At 56.9% G+C, this 19,464-nt stretch carries 18 protein-coding genes and 2 tRNA genes; 15 read left to right on the top strand and 5 right to left on the bottom strand.

All coding sequences use genetic code 11. From position 1 onward, the window contains the following. Positions 1 to 116 precede the first annotated feature (116 nt). The 3 genes from hemE to hemG all read left to right on the top strand — a co-directional run bounded on the left by hemE (position 117) and on the right by hemG (position 3,706). Entirely contained in the window at positions 117 to 1,193 is a 1,077-nt protein-coding gene (gene hemE / locus GXP70_RS20470; protein WP_162358546.1) for a uroporphyrinogen decarboxylase, read from the top strand. Continuing rightward, positions 1,186 to 2,127: a ferrochelatase gene (gene hemH, locus GXP70_RS20465; protein WP_162358545.1), complete on the top strand. Its 942-nt coding sequence runs from the start codon at positions 1,186 to 1,188 to the stop codon at positions 2,125 to 2,127. The genes hemE and hemH overlap by 8 nt, the downstream gene beginning before the upstream one ends. Before the next feature lie 112 nt (positions 2,128 to 2,239). Then, positions 2,240 to 3,706: a protoporphyrinogen oxidase gene (gene hemG / locus GXP70_RS20460; protein WP_162358544.1), complete on the top strand. Its 1,467-nt coding sequence runs from the start codon at positions 2,240 to 2,242 to the stop codon at positions 3,704 to 3,706. A gap of 718 nt (positions 3,707 to 4,424) precedes the next feature. Here the strand turns inward: hemG and GXP70_RS20455 are convergent. Beyond that, the gene (locus GXP70_RS20455; RefSeq protein WP_162358543.1) at positions 4,425 to 4,964 is read right to left on the bottom strand and encodes a phosphatidylglycerophosphatase A family protein; all 540 of its coding nucleotides are present in this window, start codon (positions 4,962 to 4,964) and stop codon (positions 4,425 to 4,427) included. Between the two features lie 284 nt (positions 4,965 to 5,248). On the opposite strand from GXP70_RS20455, the gene GXP70_RS20450 reads away from it, so the two are divergent. The 3 genes from GXP70_RS20450 to rdgB all read left to right on the top strand — a co-directional run bounded on the left by GXP70_RS20450 (position 5,249) and on the right by rdgB (position 7,861). Further along, positions 5,249 to 6,304, top strand: coding sequence for a GerMN domain-containing protein (locus GXP70_RS20450; RefSeq protein ID WP_162358542.1), 1,056 nt, complete (start codon positions 5,249 to 5,251; stop codon positions 6,302 to 6,304). 175 nt (positions 6,305 to 6,479) lie between these two features. Then, complete coding sequence (gene rph, locus GXP70_RS20445) at positions 6,480 to 7,226, top strand: ribonuclease PH (RefSeq protein WP_162358541.1); 747 nt, start codon at positions 6,480 to 6,482, stop codon at positions 7,224 to 7,226. Further along, the gene (gene rdgB / locus GXP70_RS20440) at positions 7,223 to 7,861 is read left to right on the top strand and encodes an RdgB/HAM1 family non-canonical purine NTP pyrophosphatase (protein WP_192043377.1); all 639 of its coding nucleotides are present in this window, start codon (positions 7,223 to 7,225) and stop codon (positions 7,859 to 7,861) included. Before rph ends, rdgB begins: the two co-directional genes overlap by 4 nt. A 293-nt stretch (positions 7,862 to 8,154) precedes the next feature. On the opposite strand, the gene asnB is transcribed toward rdgB, so the two are convergent. Next, on the bottom strand, positions 8,155 to 9,999 hold the full coding sequence (asnB, locus tag GXP70_RS20435) for an asparagine synthase (glutamine-hydrolyzing) (protein ID WP_162358540.1): 1,845 nt from the start codon (positions 9,997 to 9,999) through the stop codon (positions 8,155 to 8,157). A 188-nt stretch (positions 10,000 to 10,187) separates the two neighbouring features. Between asnB and GXP70_RS20430 the strand changes: the two genes are divergently transcribed. Next, positions 10,188 to 10,553: a hypothetical protein gene (locus tag GXP70_RS20430; RefSeq protein ID WP_162358539.1), complete on the top strand. Its 366-nt coding sequence runs from the start codon at positions 10,188 to 10,190 to the stop codon at positions 10,551 to 10,553. Beyond that, entirely contained in the window at positions 10,550 to 10,897 is a 348-nt protein-coding gene (locus tag GXP70_RS20425) for a hypothetical protein (RefSeq protein WP_162358538.1), read from the top strand. The genes GXP70_RS20430 and GXP70_RS20425 overlap by 4 nt, the downstream gene beginning before the upstream one ends. 358 nt (positions 10,898 to 11,255) lie before the next feature. Here GXP70_RS20425 and GXP70_RS20420 read toward each other — a convergent pair whose 3' ends face one another. Continuing rightward, on the bottom strand, positions 11,256 to 12,128 hold the full coding sequence (locus GXP70_RS20420) for an SDR family oxidoreductase (protein WP_162358537.1): 873 nt from the start codon (positions 12,126 to 12,128) through the stop codon (positions 11,256 to 11,258). 462 nt (positions 12,129 to 12,590) lie between these two features. On the opposite strand from GXP70_RS20420, the gene GXP70_RS20415 reads away from it, so the two are divergent. The 3 genes from GXP70_RS20415 (at position 12,591) to GXP70_RS20405 (ending at position 14,261) form a co-directional block, all read left to right on the top strand. Next, entirely contained in the window at positions 12,591 to 13,196 is a 606-nt protein-coding gene (locus GXP70_RS20415) for a hypothetical protein (RefSeq protein ID WP_162358536.1), read from the top strand. Beyond that, complete coding sequence (locus tag GXP70_RS20410) at positions 13,180 to 13,713, top strand: accessory gene regulator B family protein (RefSeq protein ID WP_162358535.1); 534 nt, start codon at positions 13,180 to 13,182, stop codon at positions 13,711 to 13,713. Before GXP70_RS20415 ends, GXP70_RS20410 begins: the two co-directional genes overlap by 17 nt. A 149-nt stretch (positions 13,714 to 13,862) precedes the next feature. Next, entirely contained in the window at positions 13,863 to 14,261 is a 399-nt protein-coding gene (locus GXP70_RS20405; protein WP_162358534.1) for a LytTR family transcriptional regulator DNA-binding domain-containing protein, read from the top strand. A 135-nt stretch (positions 14,262 to 14,396) separates the two neighbouring features. Here the strand turns inward: GXP70_RS20405 and GXP70_RS20400 are convergent. Together GXP70_RS20400 and GXP70_RS20395 are read right to left on the bottom strand one after the other, a co-directional pair. After that, positions 14,397 to 14,470: transfer RNA gene (locus GXP70_RS20400), tRNA-Gly, on the bottom strand. A gap of 102 nt (positions 14,471 to 14,572) precedes the next feature. Next, a tRNA-Arg gene (locus GXP70_RS20395) sits at positions 14,573 to 14,649 on the bottom strand. A 288-nt stretch (positions 14,650 to 14,937) separates the two neighbouring features. Here GXP70_RS20395 and GXP70_RS20390 point away from each other — a divergent pair. The 4 genes from GXP70_RS20390 to clpX all read left to right on the top strand — a co-directional run bounded on the left by GXP70_RS20390 (position 14,938) and on the right by clpX (position 19,416). After that, on the top strand, positions 14,938 to 15,822 hold the full coding sequence (locus GXP70_RS20390) for a hypothetical protein (RefSeq protein ID WP_162358533.1): 885 nt from the start codon (positions 14,938 to 14,940) through the stop codon (positions 15,820 to 15,822). 91 nt (positions 15,823 to 15,913) lie between these two features. After that, positions 15,914 to 17,215 (top strand): trigger factor, encoded by a 1,302-nt coding sequence (tig, locus tag GXP70_RS20385; protein WP_162358532.1) that lies wholly within the window; start codon positions 15,914 to 15,916, stop codon positions 17,213 to 17,215. Between the two features lie 318 nt (positions 17,216 to 17,533). Next, entirely contained in the window at positions 17,534 to 18,115 is a 582-nt protein-coding gene (gene clpP, locus GXP70_RS20380) for an ATP-dependent Clp endopeptidase proteolytic subunit ClpP (RefSeq protein WP_162358531.1), read from the top strand. A 44-nt stretch (positions 18,116 to 18,159) separates the two neighbouring features. Then, positions 18,160 to 19,416: an ATP-dependent protease ATP-binding subunit ClpX gene (gene clpX, locus GXP70_RS20375; RefSeq protein WP_162358530.1), complete on the top strand. Its 1,257-nt coding sequence runs from the start codon at positions 18,160 to 18,162 to the stop codon at positions 19,414 to 19,416. Positions 19,417 to 19,464: the final 48 nt, after the last annotated feature.

The raw sequence follows: 19,464 nt of genomic DNA, 5'->3' as shown, positions 1-19,464 counted from the left end.
GGCCGCAGGGCATTGTCATAGGTTTGTCAATGATGATTCAGGCAGGGCGGTTGTTACGACTTGGTAAAAAGGGCATAATGGAATCGTAGGGAAAACGATAGAAATGGGGAACTTCAATGAGCTACAACGACATATTCATCCGGGCTTGCCGGGGAGAACGCGTCGATCGCTTACCCGTTTGGTATATGCGGCAAGCGGGACGGTATGATCCCGACTACCGTAAAATAAAAGAGAACTACTCGCTGCTCGAAATTTGCAAACAGCCGGAATTGGCCGCGGAAGTGACGATGATGCCGGTTAAGAAGCTCGGCGTCGACGCGGCGATTCTGTATTCCGATATTATGAATCCCGTCGCGTCCATCGGCATCGATTTCGATATCGTGGCGAACGTCGGGCCCGTGATCGCCAATCCGATCCGGACGGCGGACGATATCGCGCGCCTGAAGCCGATCGACGTGGAGGGCGACCTGTCCCACGTGATCGAGACGATCCGCATTCTGGACCGCGAGCTGAACGTGCCGCTCATTACCTTCGCGGGAGCGCCGTTTACGATCGCCAGCTATTTGATCGAAGGGCGTCCGTCCAAGTCGTATATCAAAACGAAAACGATGATGTATTCGGAGCCGAAGCTGTGGTTCTCGCTCATGGACAAGCTCGGCGACATGGTCATCGCTTATTTGCGCGCGCACATGGCGGCGGGCGGCAAGGCGTTCCAGATCTTCGACAGCTGGGTCGGCGCGCTTGCGCCGCATGATTTCCGTAAGTACGTCCTGCCGACGATCGAACGGATTTTCAGCGAGCTGGCGGATTTGCCGCAGCCGAAAATCTATTTCCCGGGCGTCGCTTCCGGCGAGCTGCTGCCTACGCTGGGCCACGTCCAAGCCGATATTATCGGGCTGGATTGGCGCATTCCGGTAGCGGAAGGACGCCGCAGGCTGGGCGGCAAGTTCGGCGTACAGGGCAATCTCGATCCTTACGTGCTGACCGCGCCGATGGACGTCATCAAGGAACATGCGAAGGCGATTATCGACGAGGGCGTGAAGGAGCCGAAGTATATTTTCAACCTCGGCCACGGCCTGTTCCCCGAAGCTCCGCTCGACAAGCTGCGCGAGCTGACGGAATACGTGCATGAATACTCCGGGCAGGCGATCGCCGCGCTCGACGGGAAGAAGGAGGAAGTCGCGCATGGCTAATCCGAGAACCGGCGTGCTCGTCATGTCTTACGGTACGCCTGAAAGCATGGAAGGCATCGAAGAGTATTACACGCATATCCGCAGGGGCCACGCTCCGACGCCGGAGCAGCTGGCGGAACTGACGGAGCGGTACGATGCGGTCGTCGGCGGCGTGTTCCCGCTTCGCGAGAACACGAACCGTCAAGCCGAAGGGCTGCAGGCTGCGCTTGACGCAGCCGCCCCTGGCCGATACGCCGTCTATCAAGGACTGAAGCATGCCCGTCCGTATATCGAAGACGGCGTCGCGGCGATGGCGGCCGACGGCGTTAAGCAGGCGATCGGTATCGTGCTGGCGCCGCATTTCTCTACGATGAGCGTCGGCGGCTACATGAAGCGCGCGCAGGAGAAAGCGGGAGAGCTCGGCATTGCGCTGCAAGAGGTCGAGAGCTATCATATGCATCCGAAACTGATCGAAGCGCTCGTGAAACGGGTGAAGGATGCCTACGCTGAGCTGGAGCAGAAGGCTGGCAGCGGACAGCCGTTGAAGGCGCTGTTCAGCGCGCATAGCTTGCCGGCCCGAATTCGCGATATCGGCGATCCGTACGAGCGGCAGCTGCTGGAAACATCGGCAGCCGTCGCCGACGGCGCAGGCGTGACGGATTGGCAGTTTACGTGGCAGAGCGCTGGCCGGACGCGCGAGCCTTGGCTCGGTCCGGACATCCTGGAGACGCTGAAGGAAGTGGCGAAAGCCGGTTACAAAGGCGTGCTGTCCGCGCCGATCGGTTTCGTTTCGGAGCATCTGGAGGTGCTGTACGACATCGATATCGAAGCGCAGGCCGTGGCCAAGGAGCTGGGCATCCAGCTCGTTCGCATCGATATGCTGGGCACCGACCCGCTGTACATGGAGACGTTGGCGGACTGCGTCGAGCAGGCGAGCCGGGACGTGTTCCTTTAAGTCGGCCGGAACGATTCGGATATAAAAGCATAGAAGCCTAGATTCGCCATGAGAACGGCCCTTGGAGGCCGGTCTTATGGCGTTCCATATTACCGGAGGAGATGACTCGCGCATGCGGAGTAATGGAAAGCTGGATCGGTTTGTCGTCATCGGCGGCGGGATCAGCGGACTCAGCTCCGCTTTTTATTTGACGAAGGAAGCGGAGCTGCGGGGACGAGAAGCGCATATCACCGTCGTTGACCCATCGGAGCGGATCGGCGGCAAAATCAATACGCTGCGGAAGGACGGCTTCGTGATCGAGAAGGGGCCGGACTCCTTCCTGGCGCGCAAGACGCCGATTATCGATTTGGCCTACGATCTCGGCATTCAGGACGAGCTGACGGGCACGAATCCGGCTGCGAAGAAGACGTACATTCTTCACCGCGGCAAGCTGCATCCGATGCCGCCTGGACTCGTGCTCGGCATACCGACCGAGATCATGCCGTTCGCCAAGACAAGCCTGCTCTCGTGGGGCGGCAAGCTGCGGGCGATGCTGGATTTCGTCCTTCCCGCCAGCAAGGCGGAGGACGACGAGTCCGTCGGCGAGTTCCTGTCGCGCCGCGTCGGCACGGAAGTGATGGAACGGATCGCGGAGCCGCTGCTTGCGGGCATCTATGCCGGCGACCTGAGCAAGCTGAGCCTGCAGTCGACCTTCCCGCAATTCCGGGAAGCGGAGCGCCGGCACGGCAGCCTGATCCGCGGCACGCGGGCGAGCAAGCGCAAGGGAGCTGCCGCGCCGGCCGCGCCGAGCCGGCTCCCCGAGAAGCTGCGGCGCAGCATGTTCCTGACGTTCAAGAACGGCTTGACGACCATGCTGGAGGCGCTGACGCACGCGTTGTCGGAAGCGGGCGCGGAAAGCCGGATCGGCCGCGAGGCGGTCGCTTTTCGGCAGAACGAGGCGGGCGAAGGGCAAGCGCCTTACGAGGTGCTTCTGAACGATGGCGAAATTCTGGAAGCGGACGGCATCATCATTACGACGCCGGCGTTCAACGCAGCCGATCTGCTCGAGCCGCATATTCCGGTCGACGCGCTGCGGGCGATCAATTACGTGTCCGTCGCGAACGTCGTCATGGCGTTCGACAAAGCTTCGTTCGGCATCGAGTTCGACGGTTCTGGCTTCGTTGTGCCGCGCTCCGAAGGCACGACGATCACGGCCTGCACGTGGACGTCGTCCAAGTGGCTGCATGCCAGCCCCGACGACAAAGTGCTGCTGCGTTGTTACGTCGGGCGAGCGGGCGACGAGGCGGTCGTGGATCTGCCCGACGCCGAACTGGCGGAAGCCGTTCGGCGGGATATTCGGAATGTGCTCGGCATTACGGCGGAGCCGCTGTTCACGGAGATCACCCGGCTGCATCGTTCGATGCCGCAATATCCCGTCGGGCATCTGACAGCGACGGCGGCACTGCGGGCCCGGCTGCGCGCGAACATGCCGGGCGTCTGGATCGCGGGAGCGGCGTTCGACGGCGTAGGGCTGCCGGATTGCATCCGGCAGGGCAAGGAAGCGGCGTCGATCGCGTACGACGCGGTCGCGAAAAGATAGGTAGCTCTAAGTAGCTAGGGACGAAACAGCCTGCTCTGTTTCGTCCTTTTTGCTGTGCATGGGATTGTGCAGCCGTCTGGGCTCAGGAAGGGCACTGAAATGGGCGATGGCGGTTATAATGCTTTCACTGTAGCAGAAATAAGCGTTCCGAGGGGGGCGCTAGCCTTCGAAATCCTGCCCCTAGGCAGGATTTCGAAATCGAAACGGTCTTCCCCGGCGAAAGCCTGACCGTAGTTCTGGGGCGAATAAAGCTGCCCGAATAGCAGCTTTACCTGCATTTTACCGGACAGCGGCGAATAAAGCTGCCCGAATAGCAGCATTATTTGCATTTTTGCCCGACCGGGGCAAACAAAGATGCCCGAATAGCAACTTTGCCTGCATTTTTACCGGACTGCGGCGAATAAAGTTGCCCGAACAGCAACTATATCGGTATTTTACTACTCGCAATATGCTGCCCGTGGGCAGGATTCCAGCCCGAAACGGGCCAGCTCCACATACTCCTGCCGGCGGGCAGGATTAAAGCCCCAATCGAGCCGTCTCCCGTAAAACCCTGCCCACAGGCACGGGCAGGATTTCATGCCCCAGCGCCAAGGAAGTCGTCGTTCCGGGCAACACTCTCTCACACAGCCGGGCATAGCGACAAAACCAGGGGCAGCTTCCGGCTCCTGGCCTCAAGCTGCCCCTGTTCCTTCATCCAACCGGCCGCCGGCACCTATTGTCAATCCAGCGGCGGTCCGATATGCCCTTCGCGCTCAGCCTGTTTGCGGTGCGCGATCCGGCTGCTGGCCGCGGCGGCGATCGCCCCGACGATGTCGTCGAGGAACGTGTGGCAGGCCGCGTCATGCTTGTCGTTCAGCTTCTTCAGAATGCCGGGCTTAAGCTTGTCGACATAACCGAAATTCGTAAATCCGATGCTGCCGTATACATTGACGATGGACAGCGCCAGCACCTCGTCGCAGCCATACAGCCCTTCGTCGTTCTCGATCATTTCTTGCAGCGGGGAGAGCAGCTTGCCTTCCTCGGCGAGCAGATCGAGCTGAATGCCGGTCAAGATGGCGTTCTGCACCTCGCGTTTGGTGAGCACGGCTTCGACGTAGGCCTCGCATTCCTCGGGCGTCAGGCCGGGGTAGTAATCCTTTTGCAGGAACATGACGAGTTCGGCGATTTGCGGCGTCGTGACGCCGCGCTTGGTCATCCATTCTTTGGTCGCTTCGGCGATCGATCTGCTGTTGAGCTGGTACGATGCGGACTTGGTCATCGCGAACACCCCTTGTCTCAAATTCGTGGACAAAACTGGTCTAATTGATTTCGACGGCTCGTATACATAGTACTACAAAGCAGGACTTGTACCAAAGGGCGGGCAGCCGCTTAGCCGGATGATCTTGCTGCTTCGCCGGAAGGCGGGCATCGGCCGGTTTGCCTTGAGCATGCGGGAAGCGGCGAGGAGCCGCTTTGCTCCCGGAACGCCCGATGGACAGCGACAGCTGTGTTGCCCAAGCCGTGTCCACACTTAAAGTATCCAAAATGGGGAGGAAATGTTCAATGACACATTATCGCCTGATTCGCCGGGCAGCGCTCGCCGGAGCTTTGGCTCTGCCCATCTTGACGACCGGCTGCGGCTTGTTCTCGCAGCCCGCCAGCGAATCCATCGATCCGCCGCAAAACAGCACTCAGAATGTCAGCGCCGACGTCGACAACGGACAAGTAACCGCCGTGCAGGGCGACCAGTCCCAGATGACGCTCTACCTGCGCGACCGCAATGGGCTGCTTGCTCCGATCACCGTCATGTCCACGCTCGGACAAGACGAGAAGCCAGCGCAGAAAGCGCTTGAAATGCTGGTCGACGGCAGCTCGTTCGCCAGCGAAATTCCGGACGGGTTCTCCGCTGTATTGCCGAAAGGAACGGTCGTCAAGCAGCTTGACATTATCGCCGACCAGAAGCAGGCCGTCGTCGATTTCTCCAAGGAATTCGGCAATTACGACGCCGCCGACGAACGCAAAATCGTCGAAGCGGTAACCTATACGCTGACGAGCCAGCCGGGCATCACGAACGTGAAGCTTATGATGGACGGCAAAGAGCTGACGTCGATGCCGGTCGACGCGATGCCGATCGACGAGCCGCTGACGCGCGCAGTCGGCATCAACCTGGAAGCGGCCGACGGGGTCGATTACAGCACCTCGGCGCCGGTCACGATTTATTTCTCCGCCCTCTCGCCGGACAACGAGCCTTATTACGTGCCGGTCACAAGGCTCGTGAACCGCAGCAATAACCGGGCCAAAACCGCCATCGAGCAGCTGATCAGCGGTCCGATCGGCGATCTGCCGCTGAAGGCGGTCATGACGCCGGACGTCGTCGTCAAGAATGTCACCAAGGCGAAGGATGTCGTGACGGTCGATCTGCAGGATGACAGCTACCAGCCGGGATCACAGGAGCCGGCCGAAATGCTGCAAGCCGTCGTGCTCTCGCTGACCGAGAATACCGGACTCAGCAAAGTGCAGATCAAGCTGAACGGCAAATCGGACTTCGTAGATACGAACAATCAATCGTACAGCGAACCGGTTACCCGCCTCGAGCATATCAACGCGTTCAAATCCTAGTCATACCGAGATCCGCCCCGGGCGACGCCAGATCCGCCTGCCGGGCGGATCTTCGCATTATCGGGTCAGCCGGAGATTACTGGCTGGCCTTTTTGCCTCGGCACGGAAGCGAAGATGTTTTTCGAGCTCGCTTTTGGTAAAATAGGGTGGACTCACCGACAGGAGGATTACAGATATGAGATTGGACGGCAGACAGGCGGACGAGCTTCGCCCGGTCACGATTACGCTGCAACCTAACAAATACGCGGAAGGCTCCGTGCTCATCGAGTTCGGCGATACGAAGGTGCTCTGCACCGCTTCGATCGAAGAGCGGGTGCCGCCATTTATGAAAGGACAGGGCAAAGGCTGGATTAACGCGGAATACGCGATGCTGCCCCGCGCGACGCAGGTGCGCAACCAGCGGGAGTCGGCGAAAGGCAAGCTGACGGGACGCACGATGGAAATCCAGCGCCTGATCGGCCGCGCGCTTCGCTCGGTCGTCGATTTGCAGGCGCTCGGCGAACGCACGATCACGCTGGATTGCGATGTGCTTCAAGCGGACGGGGGCACCAGGACGACGTCCATCACGGGCGCGTTCGTCGCTTTGGCGCTTGCCGTAGACAAGCTGAACCGCAATCATGCATTCGCCAAATACCCCATTACCGATTACCTGGCTTCGGTCAGCGTCGGCGTTATCGGCGAGCGGACGCTGCTGGACTTGAACTACGAGGAAGACTCGAAGGCGAAAGTCGATATGAACGTCGTCATGACGGGCGCGCGCAAATTCGTCGAAGTGCAGGGCACCGGCGAGGAAGCGCCGTTCTCGCGGGAAGAATTCGATGCGCTGCTCGCTATCGCGGAAGAGGGCATCGCCAGCTTGATCGCCAAGCAGCGCGACGTGCTCGGCGAGATGGGCGGCCGGATCGGGACGGCATCGGTATGATGCCGGGCGGAACGGTCGTCGTCGCAACGAAGAACGCCGGCAAAGTGCGCGAGTTCGCGCATGCGTTCGGCAAGCTCGGCATGGACGTCGTCAGCATGTTCGATTATCCGAACCTGCCGGATGTCGTCGAAGACGGCGCCACCTTCGCGGAGAATTCCCGCAAGAAGGCGCGCGAAGTGGCGGAAGCGCTCGGCATGCCGGTGCTGGCCGACGATTCCGGCCTCGAGGTCGCTGCGCTCGGCGGCGAGCCCGGCGTCTACTCCGCCCGGTATTCGGGCGAAGGCGCGACGGATGCGCGCAACAACGAGAAGCTGCTGCGCGAGCTGGCGCGCGTCACGAATGGCGGCGAGACGGCGGCGCAGCTTGCCGACGGCACGAAGCTGCTCAGCGAGGCGCGATTCGTATGCGCGCTATCGCTGTACGATCCCGCCTCAGGCTCGTTCACGGAAAGCGAAGGCTTCGTGTCCGGCTCGATCATGGATCGCCCGAGAGGCGACGGCGGCTTCGGATACGATCCGTTGTTCTGGGTGGACAGCGAGCAGAAGGGCATGGCGGAGATGACGAAAGAAGAGAAGCAGGCCATCGGCCATCGCGGCCGGGCGCTGGCCGACCTGCTGCGGAAGCTGGAAGACTAACGTCGGCAACGCGCCAATATAGGCGGGCACCAGTTGCAACCTTGCAAGAACGTATGCCTGCAGAAACGCCAACCTGCACAATTACAAACCTGACGAATACATGGCTGCAGAAAACCCAACCTGCAAAAGTTACAACTTGCAGGAACGCAAGCCTGTAAGACACAAGGCAAGAACAACAGGAAACCCCCGTTCGCAAGTCGAAGCGCGGCGCGTTCGAGAATGCTCGAACATGCCGGACGCTTTCGCTTGGCGGACGGGGGTTTTTGTCATGCTCGCCGGTGCTCGCGGCGGAGCTACCGAATGCTGACTTTGTAGTCGCGCAGCCACATATCGACTTGCAGCAGGTATGCGAACAGCTGCGGACCGGACATCAGCTGGCCGAACCAAGGCAGGTTGGAGCTGGCCGCTTCGGATTCGGCGAGCTGGCGGATCTTCTTCACGTTGATGAGCGGGAGCAGCGGCGAGGTGCCCTCGTTCAATACGTCGAGCAGCCGTGTGCGGACGGCGTTCAGGTAGTTCGGGTTATGCGTCTTCGGATACGGGCTCTTCTTGCGGTAGAGCACGTCATGCGGCAGCACGCCTTCCAGCCCTTTGCGCAGGATGCCTTTCTCCCGGTCGCCGGCCGTCTTGACGGCCCAAGGAATATTGTACACGTACTCGACGAGCCGGTGATCGCAGAACGGGACGCGCACTTCGAGGCCGACGGCCATGCTCATCCGGTCTTTGCGGTCAAGCAGCGTCGGCATGAAGCGGGTGATGTTGAGGTAGGACATCTGCCGCATCTTGCGCGTATTCTCGTCTTCCCCGGGGAGATGCTGAACTTCCGCGACGGCATCCAGATAGCGGTCGCCGATATATTCCAGCGGCCGGATCCAGGCCGCGACGTCCTGCGACAGCAGGTCCGCGCGCATCCCGGCGGCCAGGGACCACGGGAACGTGCCGGCGTTCAGCGCGTCTTCGCGGTGGAACCACGGATAGCCGCCGAATATTTCGTCCGCCGCCTCCCCGGATATCGCGACGGTCGCTTCCTTCTTGATTTCCCGGCAGAACAGCAGGAGCGACGAATCGACGTCGGCCATGCCGGGCATATCCCGCGCCGTCATCGCCTCATGCAGCGCGCCGACGAGCTCCGGCGTGTCGAATACCATCGCATGGTGGATCGTGCCCAGATGGGACGTCATCCGCTCAATCCACGGGGCGTCCGCGTTCGGCTGGAACGCATGCGACTTGAAATGCTTGTCGTTGTCGACGTAATCGACCGAGAACGTGTGTACCGTTCCCTGTCCCGTCTCCTTGTAATAATTGACGGCCAGCGCCGTGAGCGCGCTGGAGTCGAGGCCACCGGAGAGCAGCGTGCAGAGGGGGACGTCGGATACGAGCTGGCGCTCGACCGTGTCCTTCAGCAGCGCGCCGACCGTACGGGCCGTTTCGTCGACGGTTTCCGCGTGCGGCCGGCTCTCCAGCTTCCAGTAATGGGAGACGTGCACGCCCGCGCGATTGACGGTCGCGCATTGTCCGGGCAGCAGCTCCGTCAAATCCCGGTACACGCCGACGCCCGGCGTTCTTGCGGGCCCGACGATGAAGATTTCCGCCAGCCCTTCCGGGCCGACCTCCGGCTTGACGGCCGGATGCGCGAGCAGCGCCTTCGGCTCCGAACCGAAGATGAAGCGGCCGAGCTGTCTGGAGAAGAAGAACGGCTTGACGCCGAGCCGGTCGCGGGCGATGAACAGATGCTCCTCGCGCGAGTCCCACAGGGCGAAAGCGAAGATGCCGTTGAATCTCTCTACGCAAGACGGTCCCCATTCCATATAAGCGACGAGCAGCACCTCGGTGTCGCAGGTCGTCGTGAAGCGGCGTCCCCGGCTTTCCAGCTCCCGTTTCAGCTCGGGCGCGTTATAGAGCTCCCCGTTGTAGACGAGGACGTACGTATCGTCGTCGGCTGTACGAACCATCGGCTGGGCTCCGTTCGCAGGATCGATGACGGAGAGCCTGCGATGGCCGAGCGCGCAGTGCGGCGAAATCCAGGTACCGGAGGCGTCCGGGCCGCGGTTAGCCAGCGTTGCGGTCATGTTCTCCAGAATAATGGATTGTTTCGTCAAGTCGGCGGTCCAATCGATCCAGCCCGTGAATCCACACATGGTCTCATTCCTTTCTTGCTGCAAGCTTGAAACAGCGGTACTAGAATGGTTATGCCGAAGATTTGGATAAAATGTCTGTCCGGCGGGGGATGCTAGCACTAGGCTTATGCTTTCGAAGCAGTTTTGTTTTCCTTGCCGGCAGACCGGCTGCAAGCTGCGCGCATATCACGTTTAGGAGGGAGTTTGCAATGATGGCCAATGAGCATGACGCGGCATACGACGACCGCAAACCATACTATGTATCCGTGCAAGCCGGCTCGATTCTGGAAGATCCGACGGCTGCCGCATACGAGCTTGCCATAACGGCGAACGAGGAAGAGCTGAACCGGCTGCAGGAGCTGCTTGAGGAGTACTCGTCGATGGACGAGAAACAGGTCATGGATTACTGGACGAATCCGTTCATCGGCGCCGGCGTCGACAACGACCGGCTATTGAACGAGGGCACCGACGGGCTGATCGTCGACATCTACCGGCTGCTCTATGAGCTCGGTACGGATGAAACGAAGCATCACGTGGCGACGATGGGACTGTTCAGGGAAGGGAGCCTGCAATGATCGTGACGGAAGCGCATGTAAGAAGAGCCGCGGACCGTGACGGACAGCCTTGCGCGGAGGTCGGGGTGGTGACGAACGATGCGCAGTTCCAGGAGCTGTTGGCGTATTTCGGACCGTCCAGAGACAATGACTTCGACATGGTCGCGGTCGTGAGCGGCGACGACGCAAGCACCGGGCATCGGGACGCTGGCTTGACGAGCCTGGCGTGCGCCGATATTACCGACGAGCTGTTCGATACGCCGACGATGAAGACGGACTGGGGCGAGCGCGAATCGTTCAAGGAGCAGGTGCTTTCGTATAACGGCGTCCGGGCCGATATCCGTCGCTTGATGGACTGGTCCTGACCGAACGCTCGCGCAAGTTGCGCTAGCCTATGCCGCATGGGGCTGACGGTCATCGCGCGCCGTCGCATTCCGCGCAGGGAGCTGCACGGCGTGCCGAAATGCCGCGCAGCGCAAAAAGACGTGCAAGCCCGAGTTCGGGCCATGCACGTCTTTTTGTCGCATATCACCTTCGAAGCCTTGGCCTTTACAAGCCTCGTCTTTCAAAACCTTTTGCCTTTACCAAGTCTCGGCCTTTGAAAACCTGAAAACCGGCCTCTGCCAAGCCTCTGCCAAGTTCGCTTTTACCGAATGCAGCCCATTGCCAGGCACCGGCTCTTTGCCAAGTTCCGGAGATTACGCGTCCGCCGGCGTCTCCGCTTTAGCCGTTGACGACTTCGCCGCCGTTGACATGTATGACCTGGCCGCTTACGTACGAGGAGTCGCTGCAGGCCAAGTATACATAAGCCGGAGCCAGCTCTTCCGGCTGTCCGGCGCGCTTCATCGGCGTATCGGAGCCGAACTTGGCGACGCTTTTCTCGTCGAAGGTCGACGGTATGAGCGGCGTCCAGATCGGGCCCGGAGCTACGGCGTTGACCCGTATGCCCTGCGCCGCCAGATTCATGGCCAGCGACCGCGTGAACGCGACGATGGCGCCCTTCGTAGCGGAATAATCGAGCAGGTTCGGGCTGCCGTGATACGCCGTGATCGAGGCCGTATTAATGATGGCGTCCCCGGATTTCAGATGGGGCATGGCCGCCTGAGTAAAGTAGAACATGCCGAAAATATTCGTCTTGAACGTCCGTTCCAGCTGCTGCGGCGTTATGAGCTCGATCTTGTCCTGCGGATGCTGCTCCGCCGCGTTGTTAACGACGATGTCAAGGCCGCCAAGCTTCGATGTTACTTCGTAAACGGCCTTCTTGCAAAATTCGGGCTCTCCGATATCTCCGGCAAGGGTCAAGCATTTGCGGCCCAATCCTTCGATCAAGGCTTTGATTTCGCCCGCATCGTCATGTTCGTCCAGGTACAAGACGGCGACATCCGCGCCTTCCTTGGCGAAGAGCAGAGAGACGGCGCGGCCGATGCCGCTGTCTCCGCCCGTGACGACGGCGACCTTGCCGCTTAGCTTGCCGGCAGCCTTGTACGATTCGGATTGGAACCGCGGCTTCGGCGTCATGTCGCTTTCAAGGCCGGGCTGGCGGTTCTGATGCTGCGGGGGGAAGGACGTCGGTCGATCGGTTCGCTGATTGGTCATGGAGGAATCACTCCTTCGATGGGATCGGATTTCATTGGCATCGTGACAGGTCTTCGAGCATCGCTTTATTTTGCGGCTTTACGGTTTGTTTTAAACGACAAGAGCGGAATTAAAACGTTTCATGCCGCCTGGTCTACATTCGTGAATATATGGCCGCGTGTCGAAAAAGGGGTGCAGATCTATACGATTTATCTAATTGACGCAAGAATTTAATTTCCGTAAAATGATTCTTAATAGAATAAGACCCATAAAAAACATAGAAATCCTGGTTATACGATGCGAGGAGCTGGTTCTATGGTCATGGATAGAGAGAATCATGACACGGGACGAAGCGCTACATATATAGATTTACTGCATTAGATCGCAGCCGAACAGTTAACGGCGAGTAAAGGGAGCCAGAGCATGGAGTACTCTTATTTTGTACTTGGGTCGATGATTGAGTACACGGGGCTTTTCGTCTTTATGTTTACCTTGTTTCGATTCTCGTTAGACAAATGGCTCGTGCGCAACGTAATCGTGGTCGCGCTGATAACGAGCCAAGTTTCTTACTTCACCCGCTTGACCCCCGAGATCGGGAATTTAACGACTTATATACAATTGTTTCTATTTGTCGTCGTTCTTTGGGTATTGTTCCGAGTGCCGTTGTTTTATTCCATCATCATGAATTTCTCCGGCTTGATATCCTCGTTCGTTACGTCCGGGATCGCCATTCTATTGGCATCCTTTGCCGGCGCGAACTCCGCGGAAATTCAAGGCAATTCCATGTTAACCGCCGCAATTCAATTATTGTCGGCGCTCATTAACATTGCTGTCGCCCGATTGATTTACACGAGAAACTGGGGATTTGATTTCGTCCCTTCCGAACGCCGGTTTCGCGTCAAAATCAACGGCACGAATGCCGTGCTGCTCGCAATTATCGCGGTCGTCGTGGTCTTGTCCGTCGTCATTACGCTTATTTTCCGAAATGATTTCGATGAATATGTCATTACCGCGAGCCTCATATTCCTCTTAACGATTCCGGTATTCTTCTATTTCTCATTGAGGAAGGATAATGAAGATGCTACGTAGCTTAGCGACAACGATCCATAAGCGAATGAATGATAACGGTGTAGCGGCTCCATCGGTCGATGTCATCGCTTATTCGCTGAATATTATCAGCAATACCATTTCGATCGTGCTATTCTCGTTAATGATCGGCTTATTGACGGGGGAACCCGGACGAACCGGGTTATTGCTGGTCGTATTTGCGACGATCCGGTTTTTGACCGGCGGCTATCATTTGAAATCAGGCTGGCTTTGCATTGTCGTGTCCACGATTGCGATGAGCGTGCTGCCGCATATTCGCATGAACGATGAATGGACAATCGTCCTTACGGCCGCTGCGATGGCGAGCGTGTTAATATTCGCGCCGTCCAATTATGACAAATATGCGCGCATTTCTCCGAAATATTATCCACTTTTAAAAATTATTTCCACATTTCTAGTAGCAATTAATTTTTTTGTCGTATATGATTTACTTGCAATAGCTTTTATCGTACAAGCTGTTTTACTGCCATTCAAAGAGAAAGAGAATGAAAGGGGGTGAAACTATGCGAAAATATTTGTACAAAGGTTTTGCCGCTGTCTTGGTAGGAATTGCATCAGTATTCGTGTTGATGGGATCGTATACGTTCCTGAACAAACCTGAAATTCCGGCTGAGCTGAGAAAGTAATATATGAAGGAGTTGTTGGAGGATGCGGCGCCCATTTCACGTAGTCAATCGCCGAAAAAACGACTTTGATATCGTTGAGATCGATCTTGACGATGTCTTCTACGTGGGGACTCAAAATGGCGAGAAGTACCTCCGAACTCAAGAAAACGTTTACTTCTACATCTCAAGGCCGGAGGAACACGAGCGATTTTTGGAACTTCAAGGTTTTGTCAAAGTGGACCGTTGTTTCATGGTTCAGAAAGATAAAGTGGAGTTCTACGACGAGGAAACCCACAAGCTGTACTTTCAGAAAGAGCCTGTCGGCAAAGAGGCGCCGAATGCCCCGGTTTCTCGCGCGCACATGAAAGAAATTGCCGATATTCGCAGATCGAGCGCATTCGGAAATTCGTTTCTATCTCGCTTGGCCGAGGATAAAGGGTAGGATTGGGCATTCATTATATTGACCGACTGTATTCTCCGCGAGGAGATACAGTTTTTTTTGATTTACTTCCTTTTTGAGTTTAAGCTGTCGGAATAAATAAGGCCCCGACAATGTCGGGGCCATGAAAAATCGATATGGAGCGGGTGAAGGGAATCGAACCCTCGCCTCAAGCTTGGGAAGCTGGCGTTCTACCATTGAACTACACCCGCATATGTTCGGCCGCATCGACCGGAAAGGAATGGCGATAAGGCATTAAAAAAGCCGTGATCCGTTACCAAGCAACGCCTCAAGGCTCCGTGTCTTCGCTGTAATGGCGTCCCAGGAGGGATTCGAACCCCCGACAACACGCTTAGAAGGCGTGTGCTCTATCCAACTGAGCTACTGGGACACGTAGGAAGTATCATAGCATGGGAATTTCGGAATTGCAACCCATAAAATGCATTTTATTTTGCGGGCCGCATACTGGCTGCCGTCTGCGAAATCTAGTAGAATAGCGTCGGCATGTTTCAAATAAAGCCGCTTCGGCCAAAATGGAAATGAACGGCAGGGAATGTTATAATCGAACTCTATTCGAACAACAGCCGATGGACAGCGCGGCATACAAGGCGGTGATTCTATTACGACGTCCAATTCTTCCCATGATGACAATAGAGAGAACGTTTATTTATTTCCGAATATGCTCGATCAGTACCAGAACCAATTGACGCGGCTGCTGGAATCGGAGCAGTACGTCGAAGCCAAGAACCTGCTGAAGTTCCTGCTTCATTGCCAAGGCGAAGAGAAACGGCACTACGAAGAGTGGAGCAATCTGCTGACCTGGCTTGAAGTCGCCTTCCCGACGCCCGATTACGCGGCGCAAGGAAACGGAGCTTCCCCTTACATAGAAGACCAGAATGAAGAAGCGCTGCGCGAGCAAGCGCTCAGTCCTCCGGAATACGACGAAGATTACGTACAGCAGGTACTGTATATTATGCAGCATCATCCTGTCGCGGATCAGCAGCTGCTGGCGCTCGAACGAGCAACGTATCTAACGCATCCCGACGTCGATGAAGCGATTCTGACATGGCTGACGGGCAGCGACCTGCACCCGGAGCTGCAGTTCAAGGCGCTCCAATGTCTGAAGAAGCGCGGCGTGACCGGCACCGTCGAGCTCGAGCGGATGGGCGAGCTGGTGGAGCTCGAGGTCGAAGCTACGCCGCTGTCGATGGAAGAATTTCCGCCGGTGGTCGGCAAGGTCGTCGAGCGTGTCGAATCCGTGACCGAGGTCATCGAGGCGTCGCTGCCGCATTTTGCCAGGGAATTGTGGAAAGAATGCTTGCAGTGCATTTACGGCACGACGGCGTATAACCGGCTGCAGAACGACGACGACGAGACGGTGGACTGCTACTCCGGAGCGCTGCACCAAGTATTGGAACTATCGCTCTACGGCCGCGCGAGCGACGACGAAATTCGCGATACATACGGAATTACGGACGCCCTGCGTTTCAGGTACGAGCAGGCTTGCCGGTCTCTTCGCCAAATCGTTCGATTTCGAATGGAGGATGACGGGGGCAAGTCTTGATATTCGGCCGAATGTTGAATATAATAGAATGGTTTATGACGTGTAACATCTGACGCGGAAGCGTTATTTAATTTGGAGGGGAAAGCATAACATGACAGCAACTTGGGAAAAAATAGACAAGAATCTTGTCTCGATCAGCGTAGAAGTTGAAGCTGGACAAGTCAACGAAGCGATCGACAAGGCATTCAAGAAAGTCGTTCAGAAAGTAAACGTGCCGGGCTTCCGCAAAGGCAAAGTGCCGCGGAGCATCTTCGAAGCGCGCTTCGGCATCGAAAGCCTGTACCAGGACGCAATCGACATCCTGCTTCCTGATTCCTACTCGGCTGCGCTGCAAGAAACCGGCGTATTCCCTGTCGACCGTCCGGAGATCGACGTTCAGCAATTCGCGAAAGGCCAGCCATGCAAGTACACGGCTAAAGTTACGGTTAAGCCGGAAGTCGAGCTTGGCGAGTACAAAGGCCTTGAAGTGCCGGCGGCATCCGTTGAAGTCACGGACGAAGAAGTTGCGGCAGAGCTTAACCGCCTGCAGCAGCGTCATGCCGAGCTGACGGTCCTTGAAGAAGGCGCCGCGGAGAACGGCGACATCGCAGTCATCGATTTCGACGGCTACGTAGACGGCGAAGCATTCGAAGGCGGCAAGGCCGAGCGTCATTCCCTGGAACTCGGTTCCGGTTCGTTCATCCCCGGCTTCGAAGATCAAGTCGTAGGCATGGCAACGGGCGACTTCAAGGACGTTGAAGTCACGTTCCCCGAGAACTACCAAGCCGAGCATCTGGCCGGCAAGGCTGCCGTGTTCAAAGTGAAGCTGCACGAAATCAAACGCAAAAACCTGCCTGCTCTCGACGACGAGTTCGCGAAAGACGTCAGCGAGTTCGATACGCTCGAAGAGTACAAGGAAGACCTTAAAGCGAAGCTGGCTGAACGCAAAGCGAAAGAAAACGAATCCGCACGCGAGTCCGCTGTCGTGGAGAAAGCGGCTGAAGCCGCAGTCATCGACATTCCGGAAGCGATGATCGAGACCGAAACGACTTACATGCTGCGCGATTTCGAGAACCGTCTTCGCATGCAAGGCATGAACCTTGAACTGTACTACCAGTTCTCCGGTCAAGACGAAGCGGCGCTTCGCGGTCAAATGCGCAGCGACGCCGAGAAGCGCGTTCGCAACAACCTCGTTCTGGAGCAAATCGCGAAGAACGAAGGCATCGCCGCTAACGACGAAGATCTGAACGAAGAGCTTGAGAACCTGTCCCAGCAATACAACCGTTCGGTCGAAGAGCTTCGCACGATTTTCGAAGCGAACGGCAACCTGGACAACATCAAGGAAGACCTCGTGCTTCGCAAGACGATCAAGTTCCTGCTCGACAACAGCAAAGAAGCTTCCGTTGTCGCTTAACTTCAATTCACCTCAATTTATGGATAAGGCACGTATAACACGTGCCTTATTTTATCCTTACCGGGTTATAGGAGAGCCGAGTGGCCCGGTCGGGAAGCGTAGCGTACATATGTCAATACCTGTATCGTATAATGTAGTGTCTAGGTGAAACGGCTGCCGCCGTATGCCGGCAAGGCGGGCGCGTTTCATTCCGGTGACTCCGGGATTACGTATAAGGAGGAGAACTTATGCGTCCTGGATTCAGAAAAATGACATTGCATTCGGAACATGTTAGAATAAGTGTGATTTACAAGTCGATAACGAAAGAAGGTTGGTCGCATGAATCTGGTACCTATGGTCGTTGAACAAACGAATCGGGGAGAGCGTTCTTACGATATTTACTCCCGTCTTTTGAAGGATCGGATAATTTTTCTGGGAAGTGCGATCGACGACGACGTAGCCAATGCCGTCATTGCTCAGCTGCTCTTCCTGGCTGCTGATGATCCGGAGAAGGATATTCACCTGTACATTAACTCGCCTGGCGGTTCGGTAACGGCCGGAATGGGTATTTTTGATACGATGCAGTTCATCAAGCCGGATGTATCGACGATTTGCGTCGGCTTGGCTGCAAGTATGGGATCCCTGCTGTTAACGGCAGGCGCCAAAGGCAAGCGTTTCGCGCTGCCGAACAGCGAAGTGATGATCCATCAGCCGCTTGGCGGCGTACGCGGGCAGGCTTCCGACATCGCGATCCATGCGGATTGGATCTTGAAGACGAAGAAGAAACTGAACCAAATTTTGTCCGACCGCACAGGTCAGCCGTACGAACGGATCGACCGCGACACGGACCGCGACAACTTCATGAGTGCCGAAGAAGCATTGAACTACGGCCTGATCGATAAAGTCGTGACAACCCTGTAAGCCTAACCGTCTACAGGCGGACCAACACGAAGGGGTGAAAACTCATGTTTAAATTCAACGACGAGAAGGGCCAATTGAAATGCTCGTTCTGCGGCAAATCGCAGGATCAAGTGCGTAAACTCGTTGCCGGACCGGGCGTTTATATATGCGATGAATGTATCGAGTTGTGTACGGAAATCGTCGAGGAAGAGCTCGGGCACGAAGAAGAGCTTGATCTGAAGGACATTCCGAAACCGCGCGACATCCGCAACATCTTGGATCAATACGTCATCGGCCAGGAGCAAGCGAAGAAGTCATTGTCCGTAGCGGTCTACAACCACTACAAGCGCGTGAACTCGCAGAACAAACTGGAGGACGTCGAGCTCCAGAAGAGCAATATTTTGCTCGTAGGACCGACGGGCTCCGGCAAGACGCTGCTGGCGCAAACGATGGCGAAAATTCTGAATGTTCCGTTCGCGATCGCGGACGCCACCTCGCTTACCGAAGCGGGCTATGTCGGCGAAGACGTCGAGAACATTTTGCTGAAGCTCATTCAAGCGGCCGATTACGATGTGGAGAAAGCCGAGCGCGGCATTATCTACATCGACGAAATCGATAAAGTGGCGCGCAAATCCGAGAACCCGTCGATTACGCGCGACGTGTCCGGCGAAGGCGTGCAGCAAGCGCTGCTTAAGATCCTTGAAGGCACGGTAGCTTCCGTACCCCCGCAAGGCGGGCGCAAGCATCCGCATCAAGAATTCATACAGATCGACACGACGAACATTCTGTTCATTTGCGGCGGCGCGTTCGACGGCCTGGAGCAGCTGATCAAACGCCGGATCGGCAAGAAGGTCATCGGCTTCAACGCAACGGGCGACGGTCAGAAGGACTTGAAGGCAGGCGAATACCTGTCGTTGGTACTGCCGGAAGACTTGCTCAAATTCGGGCTAATCCCTGAATTCGTCGGCCGTCTGCCGGTCATCTCAACGCTGGAGCCGCTTGACGAAAGCGCGCTCGTCCGCATCCTGTCCGAGCCGAAGAATGCGCTCGTGAAGCAGTATCAGAAGCTGCTGGAGATGGACAACGTGAAGCTTGAATTCGAAATGGCCGCGCTCGAAGCGATTGCCAAAGAAGCGATCAAGCGGAACACCGGCGCGCGCGGGCTTCGCGCGATCATCGAAGGCCTGATGCTCGACGTGATGTACGAAGTGCCTTCGCGTGACGACGTGAGCAACTGCCTGATCACGGAGAAGGTCGTTCAAGACCGGATCATGCCGGAGCTTGTTTCCAAGAAGGGCAAGAAGAAAGAAGAAAGCGCCTGATCCACTAAATAACACCTCAATTGTTTCCACCTCTGCTTGCCGCTGCTA

The organism is Paenibacillus lycopersici (assembly GCF_010119935.1).
Classification (GTDB): Bacteria; Bacillota; Bacilli; order Paenibacillales; family Paenibacillaceae; genus Paenibacillus_Z; species Paenibacillus_Z lycopersici.
This window is presented reverse-complemented; position numbering and strand designations above follow the sequence as displayed.